Source organism: Actinomycetospora sp. CA-053990 (assembly GCF_050948445.1).
Lineage (GTDB): Bacteria > Actinomycetota > Actinomycetes > Mycobacteriales > Pseudonocardiaceae > Actinomycetospora > Actinomycetospora callitridis.
The window spans coordinates 1,517,994-1,532,284 of sequence record NZ_CP192043.1 but is presented as its reverse complement, the minus strand read 5'-3'; the positions used below and the strand labels follow the sequence as shown (position 1 = coordinate 1,532,284).

General features: G+C 70.3%; 17 protein-coding genes. 5 read left to right on the top strand and 12 right to left on the bottom strand.

All coding sequences use genetic code 11. From position 1 onward, the window contains the following. Positions 1-78: 78 nt before the first annotated feature. Complete coding sequence (locus ACQPYN_RS07875; RefSeq protein ID WP_433035504.1) at positions 79-438, bottom strand: carboxymuconolactone decarboxylase family protein; 360 nt, start codon at positions 436-438, stop codon at positions 79-81. Between the two features lie 65 nt (positions 439-503). On the opposite strand from ACQPYN_RS07875, the gene ACQPYN_RS07870 reads away from it, so the two are divergent. Continuing rightward, a complete protein-coding gene (locus tag ACQPYN_RS07870) occupies positions 504-932 on the top strand; it encodes a TerC family protein (protein WP_433038776.1) in 429 nt (142 codons plus the stop codon). A 385-nt stretch (positions 933-1,317) separates the two neighbouring features. On the opposite strand, the gene ACQPYN_RS07865 is transcribed toward ACQPYN_RS07870, so the two are convergent. From ACQPYN_RS07865 to ACQPYN_RS07845, 5 genes are all read right to left on the bottom strand, one after another. Beyond that, positions 1,318-1,830 carry a universal stress protein gene (locus tag ACQPYN_RS07865; RefSeq protein WP_433035501.1) on the bottom strand — a complete coding sequence of 171 codons (513 nt, stop codon included), beginning with the start codon at positions 1,828-1,830 and terminating at the stop codon, positions 1,318-1,320. Positions 1,831-2,533: 703 nt separating this feature from the next. Further along, the gene (locus ACQPYN_RS07860) at positions 2,534-2,887 is read right to left on the bottom strand and encodes a carboxymuconolactone decarboxylase family protein (protein WP_433035498.1); all 354 of its coding nucleotides are present in this window, start codon (positions 2,885-2,887) and stop codon (positions 2,534-2,536) included. Between the two features lie 86 nt (positions 2,888-2,973). Further along, positions 2,974-3,873: a universal stress protein gene (locus ACQPYN_RS07855; RefSeq protein ID WP_433035495.1), complete on the bottom strand. Its 900-nt coding sequence runs from the start codon at positions 3,871-3,873 to the stop codon at positions 2,974-2,976. Between the two features lie 289 nt (positions 3,874-4,162). Then, on the bottom strand, positions 4,163-4,540 hold the full coding sequence (locus tag ACQPYN_RS07850; protein WP_433035492.1) for a DUF488 domain-containing protein: 378 nt from the start codon (positions 4,538-4,540) through the stop codon (positions 4,163-4,165). Between the two features lie 438 nt (positions 4,541-4,978). Further along, positions 4,979-5,575: a DUF2249 domain-containing protein gene (locus ACQPYN_RS07845; protein ID WP_433035489.1), complete on the bottom strand. Its 597-nt coding sequence runs from the start codon at positions 5,573-5,575 to the stop codon at positions 4,979-4,981. A gap of 60 nt (positions 5,576-5,635) precedes the next feature. Between ACQPYN_RS07845 and fdxA the strand changes: the two genes are divergently transcribed. From fdxA to ACQPYN_RS07830, 3 genes are all read left to right on the top strand, one after another. Beyond that, positions 5,636-5,980, top strand: a complete 345-nt coding sequence (gene fdxA, locus ACQPYN_RS07840) for a ferredoxin (protein ID WP_433035486.1) — start codon at positions 5,636-5,638, stop codon at positions 5,978-5,980. A 116-nt stretch (positions 5,981-6,096) separates the two neighbouring features. After that, on the top strand, positions 6,097-6,765 hold the full coding sequence (locus ACQPYN_RS07835; protein ID WP_433035483.1) for a helix-turn-helix transcriptional regulator: 669 nt from the start codon (positions 6,097-6,099) through the stop codon (positions 6,763-6,765). Next, entirely contained in the window at positions 6,762-7,187 is a 426-nt protein-coding gene (locus tag ACQPYN_RS07830; RefSeq protein ID WP_433035480.1) for a hypothetical protein, read from the top strand. Before ACQPYN_RS07835 ends, ACQPYN_RS07830 begins: the two co-directional genes overlap by 4 nt. A 34-nt stretch (positions 7,188-7,221) precedes the next feature. On the opposite strand, the gene ctaD is transcribed toward ACQPYN_RS07830, so the two are convergent. Next, the gene (gene ctaD, locus ACQPYN_RS07825) at positions 7,222-8,979 is read right to left on the bottom strand and encodes an aa3-type cytochrome oxidase subunit I (protein ID WP_433035477.1); all 1,758 of its coding nucleotides are present in this window, start codon (positions 8,977-8,979) and stop codon (positions 7,222-7,224) included. Next, positions 8,976-9,839: a hypothetical protein gene (locus ACQPYN_RS07820; protein ID WP_433035474.1), complete on the bottom strand. Its 864-nt coding sequence runs from the start codon at positions 9,837-9,839 to the stop codon at positions 8,976-8,978. Before ACQPYN_RS07820 ends, ctaD begins: the two co-directional genes overlap by 4 nt. Before the next feature lie 1,072 nt (positions 9,840-10,911). Here ACQPYN_RS07820 and ACQPYN_RS07815 point away from each other — a divergent pair. Continuing rightward, positions 10,912-11,286 (top strand): YybH family protein, encoded by a 375-nt coding sequence (locus tag ACQPYN_RS07815; protein ID WP_433035471.1) that lies wholly within the window; start codon positions 10,912-10,914, stop codon positions 11,284-11,286. Between the two features lie 185 nt (positions 11,287-11,471). On the opposite strand, the gene ACQPYN_RS07810 is transcribed toward ACQPYN_RS07815, so the two are convergent. From ACQPYN_RS07810 to ACQPYN_RS07795, 4 genes are all read right to left on the bottom strand, one after another. Further along, positions 11,472-12,137 carry a ferric reductase-like transmembrane domain-containing protein gene (locus tag ACQPYN_RS07810; protein WP_433035468.1) on the bottom strand — a complete coding sequence of 222 codons (666 nt, stop codon included), beginning with the start codon at positions 12,135-12,137 and terminating at the stop codon, positions 11,472-11,474. A 65-nt stretch (positions 12,138-12,202) separates the two neighbouring features. Continuing rightward, a complete protein-coding gene (locus ACQPYN_RS07805; RefSeq protein ID WP_433035465.1) occupies positions 12,203-13,105 on the bottom strand; it encodes a sensor histidine kinase in 903 nt (300 codons plus the stop codon). Positions 13,106-13,154: 49 nt separating this feature from the next. After that, the gene (locus tag ACQPYN_RS07800; protein WP_433035462.1) at positions 13,155-13,598 is read right to left on the bottom strand and encodes a hypothetical protein; all 444 of its coding nucleotides are present in this window, start codon (positions 13,596-13,598) and stop codon (positions 13,155-13,157) included. Then, positions 13,595-14,287, bottom strand: a complete 693-nt coding sequence (locus ACQPYN_RS07795; RefSeq protein WP_433035459.1) for a response regulator transcription factor — start codon at positions 14,285-14,287, stop codon at positions 13,595-13,597. Before ACQPYN_RS07795 ends, ACQPYN_RS07800 begins: the two co-directional genes overlap by 4 nt. Positions 14,288-14,291 lie beyond the last annotated feature (4 nt).

Sequence of the window (14,291 nt, the reverse complement as noted above, 5' to 3'; positions counted from 1 at the left end):
ACACGGTGCTTACCCGAAAGCCGGTCGCTGCGGTGCGGTTCCGCGGTGCGGTTCCGCGGTGCGGTTCCGCGGTGTGGCTCAGCCCGTGGGTGGGGAAGGCCGGGCGTCCTCGATCGGTACCCGCAGCGCGTCGAGCACCCTGGGGACCATCGCATAGAAGCCCGCGGTGACGACCAATTCGACCCGCTCCTGGTCGGAGAAGTGCCGGGCGAGCACCTCCTGGACGCTGTCGTTGACGTGTCCGGTCAACATCGCGTCGGTCAGCATGAGCGCGGCCCGTTCCCGCTCGGAGTAGCACTCGGAGGTCTGCCACGCCGACACCGCATCGACCTGCTCGACCGACGCCCCGGCCCGGTGAGCCATGTCCCGGTGCTGGTGCCACTCATAGTCCGAGCGCATGACATTCGCCGTGCGCAGGATCATGAGTTCGCGCAGCACGCGGGGGGGTCGTGCAGCGGATCGCCGGCAGGTAACCTGATCAAACCCGACGAGTCCGAAGGGCGATCGGCGGACAACGGGATCATCCGCCTCGCCAGGAAACTACTCCCGACCTCCGACCACTACGACCGCGACCGGATCACGACCATGGTCGACGGGAAGCGACTGCTCACACCCATGGCGCTGGTCATGGTCGCGACGGCGGTACGGACGTCCTGTTCGCCCTGGACTCGATCCCCGCCATCTTCGGTCTCACCCAGAACACGTACTTGGTCTTCACCGCCACGGCGTTCTCGCTGCTGGGCCTACGCCAGCTCTACTTCCTCATCGACGGGCTACTCGACCGCTTGATCTACCTCAGCTACGGGCTCGCGGCCATCCTCGCCTTCATCGGCGTCAAGCTCATTCTCCACGCCCTCCACGAGTACAACGTGCCTTTCATGAACTCCGCCAGCCCGTCGACGTCGTCGAGATCAGTACCGGGCTGTCCCTGACGGTCATCATCGGCGCCTCGTCGTCACCGTCCTCGCCTCGCTGTTCAGCCCGAAAGGGCGAGCCCAGAACACCGTCGCCGCCGCCCGCCGCCACGCCACCGAGTACCTGGACGTCGAGAAGGACTGCTCCGAGCGGGAGAAGCTGTTCTCCAAGTTGCTCGACGAGGGAGGAACAGCTCAGGAACTTGCCGGAGAAGTATCGAGCCCGGTTTCGCGAGGAGGGGAGGCTCGTGGCGCTGCTGCGCCGCGCGCACGACGAACACGACGGCGCGGACAGGGCTGCTCCGAGCCCCTCCGCCGCGACCTCCAGCAAGACCGCCGACCGGTGATCGGATCAGTCGCTCGGTGACGGAGCACCACAACGGAAGGACGTTCGCGACACCGGTCAACCGCGGTCGCTCGGCGCGCTGGACACAGAGGAATCCGCAAAGGCCCGAGGAGGGGGGACGATGATCACCGGGCAGTCAGCGTGCACGACACATCCGAGCCCCACGGAGCCGAGCATCGCGCTCTGTAGGGCGCCCCGCCCCCGGTTACCGACGACGAGGACGTCTGCGTCCCGCGCGGCATGGACCAGCACGACCGTCGGTGGCCCGGTCGTGGCTTCCACGTCACAAGGCACGGCCTGCAGGCGCTCAGGCAGAGAGGCACGCACGCCCTCGACCCATTCGCGCGCCTTCTCCTCGACCCCGCGGCGCGCCTCTCCGGAATCGGGGAGGCCGGGCAGCCCCCAGGCGAACGCCCACGCCTCCGGCGGCTCGAACGCCGTCACGGCGCGTACCTTCGCGACGCGGCGGGTCGCCTCCGCGAAGGCATACCGCAAGGCATGTTCGGCGTGCTCCGAGCCGTCCACACCGACGACGATCAACCCCGCGGCCCCCTCCTGCGTGTCGACCATGATCGCGCTCCTCGGTCCGTCCGATTAATCCTGGGCATGAGCTTCGCGCTGGTGGCTCGGGCGGGCAAGGGCGGAATGCCCGCCCTCAGCGGAGTCGGGCGCTGTGGTGCGACTACCCACCCCTCCCGCACGCGCCGGCAAGGGAAGCACGGGCCGGGAGGAGTGGAAGGCTTCGCGATAGATCCCGGCCCATTCTCACGATCACGGGTCATTTCCTGCTCGGCATGCTCGCGCCGAAGATCCACGATCCGGCCCGGGGCGAGAACGTCTTTTCGGCAACCTCCTGGCGGGTGGCGGTCCAGCCGTCCTCGGCCTCCTGGGCGGGCTCGACAGTCCGGAGGCCGTTGCTTTCGCCGTGCCGACGAGCTCGGTAATCCACTGGATCTGGGTCTCGATGCTCGGCGTCGCTCCAGCGGTCGTCGCTGGGTCTCGACGCCAGTGGGCAGCGTGGGGTGCAGCGCCGGCACGAACTGCGGGCTGTGGTTGGTGTACAGGTCGGAGGGCCGGCCCTCGCGGGCGGCGGTGTCGTAGGTGTCGTGGTCGACGCCGCCGACGAACCGGAACACCGAGGGCACGCCCCAGGCCCGGTATGTGCCGACATACCGTTACAGGTCCGTCGAGACCTGAGCCCACCGACCACGAAGCCCGCCGGACGCGGCGCCACACCGTCGATCCGACGGGTCCGAAGCCTGGCCTGCGCGGCTCAGGTCACCGAATGCCCGTGCGCGGTGGCTTCGCCCGACGCTTGCAGGGCGAGGGTGGAGTGCGCGTACGCACCGCCGGCCCGCATCTCCGCAGCCACCCAGATCGCTTCCATGACTTCTTCTGAGCTGGCTCCCTTCCGGTGGGCAATTCGCGTGTGACCCTCGATGCAATAGGGACACTGGGTGACGTGCGCGACGGCGACCGCGATGAGCTGCTTGGTCTTCTGCGGCAGGGCGCCATCGGCGAACACCGCGCGACTGAACGCCTCGAACGCGGAGTGGATATCCGGGGCGAGAGCCTTGCGCCGCTCGGAGAGCTCCGGTGTGGGCTGCGGATAGAACGGTTGAGCCATCGCTGCTACCTCCTCGTGGGATAATGGTGGCCTCGTGCTCGGCGACCGACAGTCGCCGAATCGTGCGGGCGCGTTTGGCGCGCCCGTCACGCTGCTCGGGTCCGACCGACCTTGACTGCCTGTGGCCGGACCACGGCGATGGGGCAATGAGCGGCGTGCAACACGACCTGGCTGACTGAGCCGAACAGGACCCCGGTCATGCAGCCGCGGCCTCGGGAACCGACCACCAGCAGCGCCGCCCCGGCCGACTCCGCAGCTAGCCAGTGCGCCGGGTCGCCGCAAACGAGTTTGGGCGTGATGTCCACGGTGGGAAACCGCAGACGCCACTGCGCGAGCGCGCGATCGAGCGCACGACGTTCTGCAACCTGGGACGCGATCCAGTCGTCGCTGAGCGCACCGATGTCGGCCGGCGGCCGCGGGGTCCAAGCATGCAGGGCCGTGAGACCGACCCCGCGCTGCGCCGCGGCGTGCAGCGCAAAGCCGATTGCCGGGCTCGAGAGATCCGAGCCGTCGACCCCGACCACGACCTGGGCTCGCGACGGGCCGGAGGCAACGTCGTGCAACGGGGGGACCACCACCACCGGGCACCGGGCGTGTGCTGAGACCGCGACACCGACCGAGCCGGCAAGGGCACGGCGCACGCCGCGCTGGCCACGACTGCCCAGGACGATCAGACCAGCTCGCTGGCCGAGGATCGCCGGTACCGGACCGCCCAACACCAGGCGGGTGGTCACCTCGACCTCGGGTGCGATGAGCTGGGCGCGTCGCGCCGCCTCCTGGAGGACGTCCGAGGTGCCGGTGCACGGCACGAGTGATGGGACCGGCCCGAGCGGACCGGAGTCGATCGGGGCTGGACAGGCGTGCACGATCCAAAGGGGTCGGACCCGCGTGGCGGCCTCGGCCACCGCCCAGTCCAGGGCGTCTCGCCCGGACTCAGACCCATCAACTCCGACGACCACCGGGGCCGGATCGCTGCGCTCGCTCATCGTTCCTCCGAATGTCCTCGCCGAGCGCGCGGACCGGTGACGCTCACACCCGGACCGACGCGCCGTACTCCTACATATCGTATCACGATATTTCTGGTCATGCGTTCCCGACGAGACGATTCAATGAATGCGCCGACCACCACGGGCGGCACGCAAACTCGCAGCGCCGAGGAGTATGTCAGGAATCCGGAGGAGTGCCTCATCCACCTCCGTCAGGGCCAACCCACGCGCACTGTGGGGTCCACCAGATGAGCATCGAACTGCAAGTCCTCGATCGGCGTCGCGCCCATCAGCCGGTGCTGTTCTCGCCCTCGAGCAGCTCTGCCAGGACGGAGGCCTGGCTGATCTCGGGCCGGCGCGTGGCAGTCAGCAATGTCAGCGTTTGCTGGGCCGCGAGCCCGCGCAGGTGTGCGAATGCCGTCGCCCGCCCCGGTTCGTCGAGCTCTACCCGGTAGCGGCGCGCGAACTCGTCGAACCGCGACGGGTCATGTCCGTACCACTTGCGCAGCGCGTTCGAGGGTGCGACGTCCTTGCACCACCAGTCGAGGTCCGCCGCGTCCCTGGCCAACCCGCGCGGCCACACGCGATCGACCAGAACCCTGACCTCGCCGTCGAGTGTGCGGTCCTCGTAGACCCGACCCACCCGCACGCCGAACCGTGTCGTCATGTCCAGGTCCTCTCCGTCCAGTGTTCCCTGGCCGTTCGACGTCGTGGTGAGGAGTCACTGTTGCTTCTCGCACGGGCCGACCCGGTGCCGCGTCCTCCGAGACGCCACGGACCTGAGCAGGCGCCCGCCCTCGTTCTCCCAACTGGCCTCGGCCGCCCCCAGCCGAGCCAGGGCGCTACGAGTGCCGGGCTCGACGTCGTGACTCTTTCGCGTCGGATCGCCGGGAGAACGATGACGGTGAAACACGGGACACCTCCAGCGTCCGGATAGATTCTTCACACGGCCGTCCAGCGGCGTCCGTTGACACCCCTCACGGAGATTCCATCCGCTGCGCCCTAGCCTGGACCTCACCGTTCCGCCACCACTTGTCCCACCGATACAAATAGCCACCCAGTGTTTGTCGACGGCGACGAATGGATGAATGAGCTTCGACGCTTATCAGCCCGCAGCCGGTGGCGGTTCGAGGACGAGGGCCTTCCGTGCCTGGTGCACGGTGAGGTAGCTCAAACCCTCCGGACCGGCCGTGAAGCCGCGTCGGGAACCGCGCGGGAGCCAGACCAGGATTCCTGCCCGGAGTTCGAGTGGATCGGTCTCGGTGAGCACCCGGCCGGCGCCCGCAAGGCCCAGGATCAGGACGTCGAGATCCGGACCGACGTGGGGGTCGATGCCGGACCCCGCGCGGAGTCGGATGATGTTGGAGTCGAGGTCGCGACGGCGCATCGGCAGCGACCACACGGGCCCTGCAGTGTCTGAATCGTCCCCGGCCGCGGCCATCGTGTCGCACAGGACGCGGGGCAACGGGGCGGCAGTGAGCTTGCTGATCCGGATACGCCAGGACGCGGGCCCGCGATCGAGGTAGTTCCAGGCGTAGCCGCCGGGGTGCTCGGTCTCGAACTCCTCACGCAGGTGGCGCGGGTCGTGGTTGTTCACCAGCACGAAGGACTCGCCGGCGGCGAGGGAGTCGTAGGTCCGGAAGACGGCTGGGTGCTTGTCGGGCTTGCGCATCGGGCGGACGTCGAGCTCTGGGTCGGACATGGGTTCCTCTCGTCGCTTACGCCCTATTGATACTAGGGCAACTTGTGTAAATTGGGCCTCATGACGTACGTGATCGGCTTGCCGTGCGTCGACGTGCTCGACAGGGCGTGCGTCGACGAGTGCCCGGTGGATTGCATCTACGAGGGAGCGCGCAGCCTGTACATCCATCCCGACGAGTGCGTCGACTGCGGAGCGTGCGAGCCGGTGTGCCCGGTGGAGGCCATCTACTACGAGGACGACCTCCCAGGCGATCTGGCGGGATACCGGGCCGACAACGAGCGGTTCTTCACCGAGCCCCTCGTCAACGGTCGTGGACCGTTGGGGTCGCCGGGCGGCGCGGCCAAGTTGGGTGCCGTCGGGGCCGACACGGTGATGGTGGCAGCCCTGCCGCCCCAGCTCGCGTGATCCCGCCGAGCCCGGGGCGGCGCGCGGAAGCCGACGGCGGGTCCCCGACGGGGAGCGGGTGGAGGTCTGTCGACGCCGGCGCCACCGAACCGCTGAGCGGACGGAGACGGGAGATCGTGACGGCGCTGCGGGTGTCGGGGTCCCCGATGACCATCGCGGAGATCGCGGATCGGCTCGAGGTGCACCCGAACACGGCGCGCTTCCACCTCGAGTCCCTGCTTCGAAGCCGTCACGTCGAGCAGGTCGACGGCACCGTGGTGGGACCGGGCCGACCGCCGCTGGTATTCCGGGCTCGACGCGGCATGGACCCGGCTGGGCCTCGCAGCTACCGACTGTTGGCCGGCATTCTCGCCGGCCAACTCGGCGCCGAACCCGGTGCCGGAGCCAGGGCCCGGGACGCCGGACGGGCCTGGGGCGCAGAGCTGGTAGAGCAGCCGGCTCCGTCGGAGCGGTTCACCGATGTGCAGGCGATCGCTCGACTCGTGGACCTGCTCGACGATCTGGGGTTCGCGCCTGAGCAGCAAGCCTCGTTCGCGGACCGGCGGCTCGCGTTGCGCCACTGCCCCTTCCTGGAGCTGGTGGAGTGCGGGGCCCAGCTCGTCTGTTCGTTGCACCTGGGGCTGATGCAGGGCGCGATGGCCGTCCTGGGTGCGCCGGTGACGGTCGAGCGGCTCGAGCCGTTCGTCGAACCCGACCTGTGCGTGGCGCATCTCGCCACCACCGCCCCCGGCCGGCTGGACGGACCCGAGGACGCCTCCGCCGACACGGGCGCGAGCGAGCAATGAATCCGCCGCTGGCGGTGGCCACGGCGGTGACGTTCGTGTGGCTCGGGATGGTGCTGGCCATCTCGTTCCTGGAGACGCCATTGAAGTTCCGCGCGCCCGAGGTGACCCTTCGCGTCGGGCTGGGTATCGGACGCATGGTCTTCCGCGCCCTGAACGCCGCCGAAGTCGCCCTCGCCGTCGTGTTGGTGGTCGCGGGCGTTCTCGGGGGCGTCACCGGCCGCGTCGCGGCAGGCGGCACCATCGCCGTGGTGATCCTGGCGGTGCAGGTGGGGGCCGTGCGCCCGGCGCTGTCCCGCCGGACGGACCGGGTCCTCGCGGGAGAGGATCCGCCCCGATCGCGAGGGCACCACGCCTACATCGGCCTGGAGATCGCGAAGGTCCTCGCCCTGCTGGTCACCGGCGCCCTGCTGCTGGCCACGTGACACCGCGACCGAGCCCCGACGACCGACGGTCAGCTCAACGGTTGCGGGGGTCGCCCCCGGGCAAGTGCTCCTGGCCCGTGGCGCCGGCCGCGGCCTCGCCCACGCTCGGTGCGCCGGAGCCGGTGTGGGCCTCCCTCCGCATCCGGTCGGCCATGTGCGGGTAGTGCAGCTCGAACGCCGGACGCTCCGAGCGGATGCGCGGCAGATCGGTGAAGTTGTGCCGCGGCGGCGGGCAGGACGTCGCCCACTCCAGGGAGTTGCCGTGACCCCAGGGGTCGTCGACCTCCACCGGACGCCCGTACCGGTAGCTGTGGAACACGTTCCAGACGAACGGCAGCGTCGAGGCCCCCAGGATGAACGCTCCGATCGTGGAGATCGTGTTCAGGGTCGTGAACCCGTCGCTCGCCTGGTAGTCCGCGTAGCGGCGCGGCATGCCCTCGTTGCCCAGCCAGTGCTGCACCAGGAACGTCGTGTGGAACCCGATGAACGTCAGCCAGAAGTGCAGCTTGCCGAGGCGCTCGTCCATCATGCGGCCGGTCATCTTCGGGAACCAGAAGTAGATGCCGGCGTAGGTCGCGAACACGATCGTGCCGAAGAGCACGTAGTGGAAGTGCGCCACCACGAAGTACGAGTCGGTGACGTGGAAGTCGATCGGCGGGCTGGCCAGCAGGACACCCGTGATGCCGCCGAACAGGAACGTCACGACGAAACCGACGGAGAACAGCATCGGCGTCTCGAACGTCAGCTGGCCGCGCCACATGGTGCCGAGCCAGTTGAAGAACTTGATGCCGGTCGGTACCGCGATCAGGTAGGAGGTGAACGCGAAGAACGGCAGCAGCACCGCGCCGGTGGCGTACATGTGGTGGGCCCACACCGCGATCGACAGCGCCCCGATGGCGACGGTCGCGTAGATCAGAGTCTTGTAGCCGAAGACCGGCTTGCGGCTGAAGACCGGGAAGACCTCGGTGACGATGCCGAAGAAGGGCAGCGCGACGATGTAGACCTCGGGATGGCCGAAGAACCAGAACAGGTGCTGCCACAGGATCGCCCCGCCGTTCTCGGGCGCGAAGATCTGGGCGCCCAGGTGCCGGTCGGCCTCCAGCGCGAGCAGGGCCGAGGTGAGGATCGGGAACGCCATGAGGACGAGGAACATCGTCACGAGGATGTTCCAGGTGAAGATCGGCATCCGGAACATGGTCATGCCCGGGGCACGCAGGCAGACGATCGTCGTCACGAAGTTGACGGCGCCGAGGATCGTGCCGAGGCCGGCCACCGCGAGGCCCAGACTCCAGAGGTCCTGACCCAGGCCGGGGGTGTGGGTCACGTCGGAGAGCGGTGTGTAGGCGAACCAGCCCGCCGAGGCGGCCCCGCCCGGGGTGAAGAACCCCGAGACGACGATGATGCCGCCGAAGAGGAACAGCCAGTAGGAGAAGGCGTTCAGCCGCGGGAACGCGACATCCGGCGCGCCGATCTGCAGCGGGACGATATAGTTCGCGAACCCGAACAGGATCGGCGTCGCGTAGAGCAGCAGCATGATCGTGCCGTGCATGGTGAACAGCTGGTTGTACTGCTCGACGGACAGGATCTGCAGCCCCGGCCGGGCGAGCTCCGCACGGATGAGCATCGCCATCAGCCCACCGACCATGAAGAACGCGAACGACGTGACCAGGTACAGGATCGCGATGTCCTTCGGGTCGGTGGTGTGCAGGTAGCGCACCACCGAACCGCCTCGGAGCGAGCGGCGCGGTGGTGCCTCCCGCAGCGCCACCGGTTGTGGGACGACCCTGGTCACCGGCTGCCTCCCGCCGGCTGGGGTCGCCGCGACGGCCGCGTCGCGATGACCACGCGACGCCGCGTGCCACCGACCGGGCCGGAACCCGTCCGCAGTTCGCGGGCGCTCGCCGCGCGGGGTGCGGGCACCCTCGGCGTGAGGAGTACCGAGCTCGGGGATGCGAGCGAGGTCGGCTCGGCCGGGGTGGGTTCGGCCGGGGTGGACTCGGCCGGGGTGGGTTCGCCCGGGGTGGGTTCGCCCGGGGTCGGGTCGGCACGGCAGGCGAGGAGGTCCTCGGCGTCGAGCACGGCGAAGTAGGCGTCCCGGTGCTGTCGGGCGTTCAACGAGGTCAGTGCCCTGTGCACCCCCGCAGCCACCGACAGCAGACGTGGACCGGCGCTGACGCCCGCGTGCGCGGCATCGGTGAGTCGCCACCGCAGCGCTTGGCGGGTGGCCGGGTCGAGGGTGTCGTGGGGCGGTTGGCCGCGCAGGTCACGCAAGCAGTGTCTGATGGTCCGGTCGAGGATCCGGCGCACCTGGTGTTCGTCGCGTTGGAGTTCGGGATCGCCGGTCTTGCGTACCCCGTCGTCGATGTCGTCGAGCCATATGAAGCTCCCGGCAGCGCCGGTACCGGGAACGGTCGCCGTGGAGGACCTACGCAGCCCCGGGCACGGCAGCACGAACAGGCAGACCGCCCGCCCCGCGGCGCGAACCGCCATGCGGGAGAGCATGCGGGTCACGAGCGGGGGCTCGAAAAACCGGGCCTGACTGAGGTCGCAGATGATCGCGGCGCCCTCGACGCAGTGGCGCAGATGAGCCAGCAGCGTGTCGCGCAACTCGTCGATCGCGCGGCGGTCGAGCGCTCCCGCCGCACACACCACCGGTGCTGCGCTCGTGGTCGTCGCGTCCGCGAAGCACGGCCGGAGCGGGTGTACAGCGGACTCCCCGTCGCCCCCGAACGGCTCGCCGATGGACCAGCGCCCGTTCGTCGATCTTCCCGCCCACCCCGCCGGGGATTCGACGGAGCGTCGGACAACTCGTCGCGAAGACATCGCCGCGTCACATCCTCATCACGCCGCGCCGGCAGACGTCCGCAGCGATGGGGAGGGCCGAAGGACGAATCGCACCCGAAGGACGAACCGCGCCAGCCACGTCAGCGGCTCGCGTTCACGGTCATGGAGCATGACCGACCTCCCTGGACCGGCAACAGCTGCAACGACGTGCCGACTCTTAAAATATCGTAACACGATGCTCTTGGTCGCGCCTGGCTTTCCCGAGGCTCGGAGGGCCGGGAGGTGTTCACGATCGTGGAGCCGCTGACGCTCGCGTCGGCGTACCCGCCGCCACCTCCAGGCCCGACGGACCGACCCTCGGTACGCCCAGGATGGCTCTCGCCTCGTGGGACCGGTTAGTCGCCTGCGGACACATTCGAACTGAGATTTGGCCCCCGGGAACAACACGCGCGTCCTCGAAGCGAGGACCTCGGCGACGGATCACGGGGCCGTGTCGCCGCTGCAGCGAGTTCGACGTCGCATGCGTCGATGCGGCCGCTCCGAGAGTTGGCGCCCCTGCATGCCGAGACGTTGCTCGACGCGCTCGCCGAGGAGGAACGCCAAGCACGGCAGGAGGCACCCGAGACGATCGCGGACAACGCGAGCGTGTGGCGCAGGTCGTGAAAGTGGAAGGGCGACGAGGCGTGCGCTCCGGTGCCAGGGTGCGTCACCGGAAGGTCTGCATTTGCCCGGCCGCTGCTCATCGCGGTTCGGCTCCGGAGCGAGTCACTCACGCCGTGCTGCCGCACTGCGCCGTCCGTGTGGTCCGGGGCGCCGCAGCACAGGATCGGTGCCACGCTGAGTGATGCACGACACACGAGCGACGTCGGTCGCCCTCGAGCCCGTCGAGCTCGGCACCCGTCGTTCCCGGTGCACGCACACGAACAATCGAGGAGCGAGCATGACGATCATGAGCCCAGCACAGGGCGACGAGGCCTGGAGGGAACGGTTCAACGCTGGCGACGTAGAGGGCCTGTTGGCGCTGTACGAGGAGGACGCCATCTTCGTTCCGGAGCCCGGAGGGAAACCGCTGGTCGGCCGGGAAGCCATCCGTGACTTCGTCGTGAACTTCCCGATCGAGGACGCCACCGTGGAGTTCCGGCCCAAGGCCCTCCTCGAGCGGGACACCGACGCGCTCTCCTACTCGGATTGGACGATCAGGGGCACCGGCCCCGAGGGACCGACGGAGATGGAGGGCCAGGCAACGGTCCTCATGCGCCGGCAGGACGATGGCACGTGGCTGATCGCCATGGACGACCCCTTCACTCACCGCTGACGAGTTGATCGGGAACGAGGGTGCCCGCATACCACCCCGCGAGGCCGGTGGCGCGAGGCGCCGCCGGGGCCTCGCGCGCGGGACGCCGTTGTGCCTCGATCTGGGCCTGCCCATAGGTGCCAGAGCGTAGGAATTCTGCGAGCCCGTCTGGGTGGAATTGCCCTCTGTGGACGGGTGCGGGCCGATCACCGCAGTGGCTGCGTCGCAGCGCCTACTGGTCGGGCAGGTGATCGGGGGTCGAGGTGGGCGGCGCCAGCCAGACCTGAGCCCCGCGGCAGGGCGAGCCCGACGCCGAGGTAGGCGTAGAGGTGCAGCAGGTGCCGCGACTCGTAGCGCAGCCGGGCCCGGGCGGCCTTGACGCTCGTGACGACCACCATGACCAGGCACGCGGTGCCCGCGACGGCGAGGAGCATGCCGGGGTAGTCGACGGTCAGGTCCCACGCCTCGCCGGGAACCCGGGCGAGGTCACCCGCGGCGTAGCCCCAGGTGATGAGCCCGATGTGGGCGAGCATCCCGGTGAACGAGGTGAATCCGACCAGACGGTGGGTCCGGGCGAGCCGGTCCTGGCCGAACGCCCGCTCCAGGAGCGGCACCCGGGCCATGAGGACCACCTGCACGAGCAGGAGCACCGAGGCGAGCAGGCCGGTCAGGCGGCCGACCGAGGCCAGCCCCGACGCCCAGCCACCGAGGTCGGCGAGGCCGCCGCCGGTCGCCCACCAGAAGGCGACGAGCGTCAGCGACGCGGCGAGCAACGCCTCCGTCACCGTGCGGACACGGCGGTCACGGACCACCGCCGATCCCCGACGAGCCGGGGCACGATGGGCGGCCGGACGATCGACGGTGGCGGTCACGGATTCCACGGTGATCGCGAGGGGTGAAGCGCCGACGTGGCGCGGGTCGGAGTCCGGTAAGAGCCCTACGCAGGCCACAGCCGCTCGGAGGCGACGGAGAAACCGACCGTCGTGCCGCCGCCGGGCGGGGTGGCGACGAACGCGCTGCCGCCGTGGCCCTCGGCGACGTCACGCACGATCGCGAGCCCCAGCCCGGAGCCGGGCAGGCCGCGGGCGGTGTCGGCGCGGTAGAAGCGGTCGAAGACGCGCGCAGCGTCGGAGGGGTCGATGCCCGAACCGTGGTCGGTGACCGTCGTCGTCCCGGACCGGACGCGCACGACGACGTCCTCGGTGCCGTCGGCGTCGAACTTCACCGCGTTCTCCAGCAGGTTGCCGACAGCCCGCTCCAGCGCCCCGCGCCGCCCCCGGACCCGTGAGCCGTCGTCGTCCACGGTGACCCTCCGACCGCTGCGCCGCGCCACGCGATCGGCGGCCCGCTGCGCCACCTCCCCGAGGGCGACGTCGTCCTCGGGCTCCTCGCTCAGCCGCGAGAGGGCGAGCGCGACGAGCTCGTCGACGAGGTGCGACAGCTCGCGGGTCTCTCCCTGGAGATCGGTGACCAACCGGTCGCGGGCGTCCGGGGAGAGCTCGTCGAGGCGGCGCAGGACGCTGGCGTTGGCGCGCAGACTGGTCAGCGGCGTGCGCAGCTCGTGCGCCGCGTCCTGCACGAGACGGTCCTGGGCGTCGCGGGAGGCGGCGAGCCGGGTCAGCATCGTCGTGAACGAGATCGCGAGCCGCCCCACCTCGTCGCGCCCCCCGTCCGGCACGGCGACGTCGATGCGTCCGTGGTCGGCGATGTCTTCCGCGGTCGCGGCGAGCCGCACGAGCCGCCGGGTGATCCGACGGGCCAGCAGCCAGCCCGCGCCCGCCGCCACGAGCGTCACGGCGACGCTGATCAGCGCGATCTCGGTCGCGAGCCCTCCCAGCACCCGGCGCGTCAGGTCGATGTCGATGCCGACCTGTACCGCACCGCGCCCGTCACCCAGCGCGGTCGTACGGACGCGGTAGGCGCCCCGGCCGAGGTCGATCTCGGTCGTCGCGGTCTGCCCGGCGGCGCCCCGGCCGGCGAGCAGGCGCGTGGCGTCGTCGACGGGCAGCCGGACCGGGCGGCCCGCCGAGGAAGGTCACCGTGCCGTCGGCAGCGACCTGCTGGGCCACCAGGGACGGGCCCTCGCGGCGCGGGTCGGGTCGGCCGGGCTCGTCGCCGTCGAGACCGTCCTGGTCGGTGGGGGTGACGGGCGGCAGCGCGCCGAGGACCGCGGTCTGGCCCTCGAGCAGCGCGGTCGTCGCCGCTCCGAGGGACCGGTCGGTCTCGTCGGCGGTGCGCTCGCCCGCGGAGTGGTAGCTCAGCACGCCGACGAGCCCCGCCACGACGGCGGCGACGACCGCGAAGGCGAGGGCGAGGCGGGTCCGCAGGCTCACGGCCGCCGCACCGTGTACCCCACGCCCCGCACCGTGTGGATCACCGGTGGGGCGCCCGCCGCGGCGAGCTTGCGGCGTAGGTAGCCGATGTAGACCGCGAGGTTCTTCGAGTCGGCGCCGAAGTCGTAGCCCCAGATGCGGTGGTAGACCGTGGCGTGGTCGAGCACGATGCCCTCGTTGCGGACCAGCAGCTCCAACAGGTCGAACTCCGTCTTGGACAGCGCCAGCTCGTCGTCCGCCCACCACACCCGTCGCGCCGCCGGGTCGACGACGAGCGACCCGACCGCCAGGCGGTCGCCGTCCCCGCCCTCCCCCGGTGGGTACGACGCCCGCCGCAGCAGCGCCCGCAGGCGGGCCAGCAGCTCGTCGAGCTCGAAGGGCTTGGGCAGGTAGTCGTCCGCGCCGGCGTCGAGGCCGGCCACCCGGTCCGGGGTCTCGACGCGTGCGGTGAGCATGAGCACCGGCGTGCGGTCGCCCTCGCCGCGCAGGACGCGGCAGACGCCGAGCCCGTCCACGCCCGGCCTCACCACGTCGAGCACGAGCGCGTCGAAGGCGGCGCGACGCACGCAGGTCAACGCCTCCACGCCGTCGACGACCGTCGTGACCTCGTAGCCCTCGAGGTCGAAGGCGCGGGCGAGCGCCTCGCGGATCGCGCGGTCGTCGTCGGCGACCAGGACACGGGTGGGCACGCCG

Coding starts and splice junctions, on each gene's coding strand:
- ACQPYN_RS07865 (WP_433035501.1), bottom strand. CDS start 1,830: ATGGTCGACACGCAGGAGGGGGCCGCGGGGTTGATCGTCGTCGGTGTG.
- ACQPYN_RS07860 (WP_433035498.1), bottom strand. CDS start 2,887: ATGGCTCAACCGTTCTATCCGCAGCCCACACCGGAGCTCTCCGAGCGG.
- ACQPYN_RS07855 (WP_433035495.1), bottom strand. CDS start 3,873: ATGAGCGAGCGCAGCGATCCGGCCCCGGTGGTCGTCGGAGTTGATGGG.
- ACQPYN_RS07850 (WP_433035492.1), bottom strand. CDS start 4,540: ATGACGACACGGTTCGGCGTGCGGGTGGGTCGGGTCTACGAGGACCGC.
- ACQPYN_RS07845 (WP_433035489.1), bottom strand. CDS start 5,575: ATGTCCGACCCAGAGCTCGACGTCCGCCCGATGCGCAAGCCCGACAAG.
- fdxA (WP_433035486.1), top strand. CDS start 5,636: ATGACGTACGTGATCGGCTTGCCGTGCGTCGACGTGCTCGACAGGGCG.
- ACQPYN_RS07830 (WP_433035480.1), top strand. CDS start 6,762: ATGAATCCGCCGCTGGCGGTGGCCACGGCGGTGACGTTCGTGTGGCTC.
- ACQPYN_RS07815 (WP_433035471.1), top strand. CDS start 10,912: ATGACGATCATGAGCCCAGCACAGGGCGACGAGGCCTGGAGGGAACGG.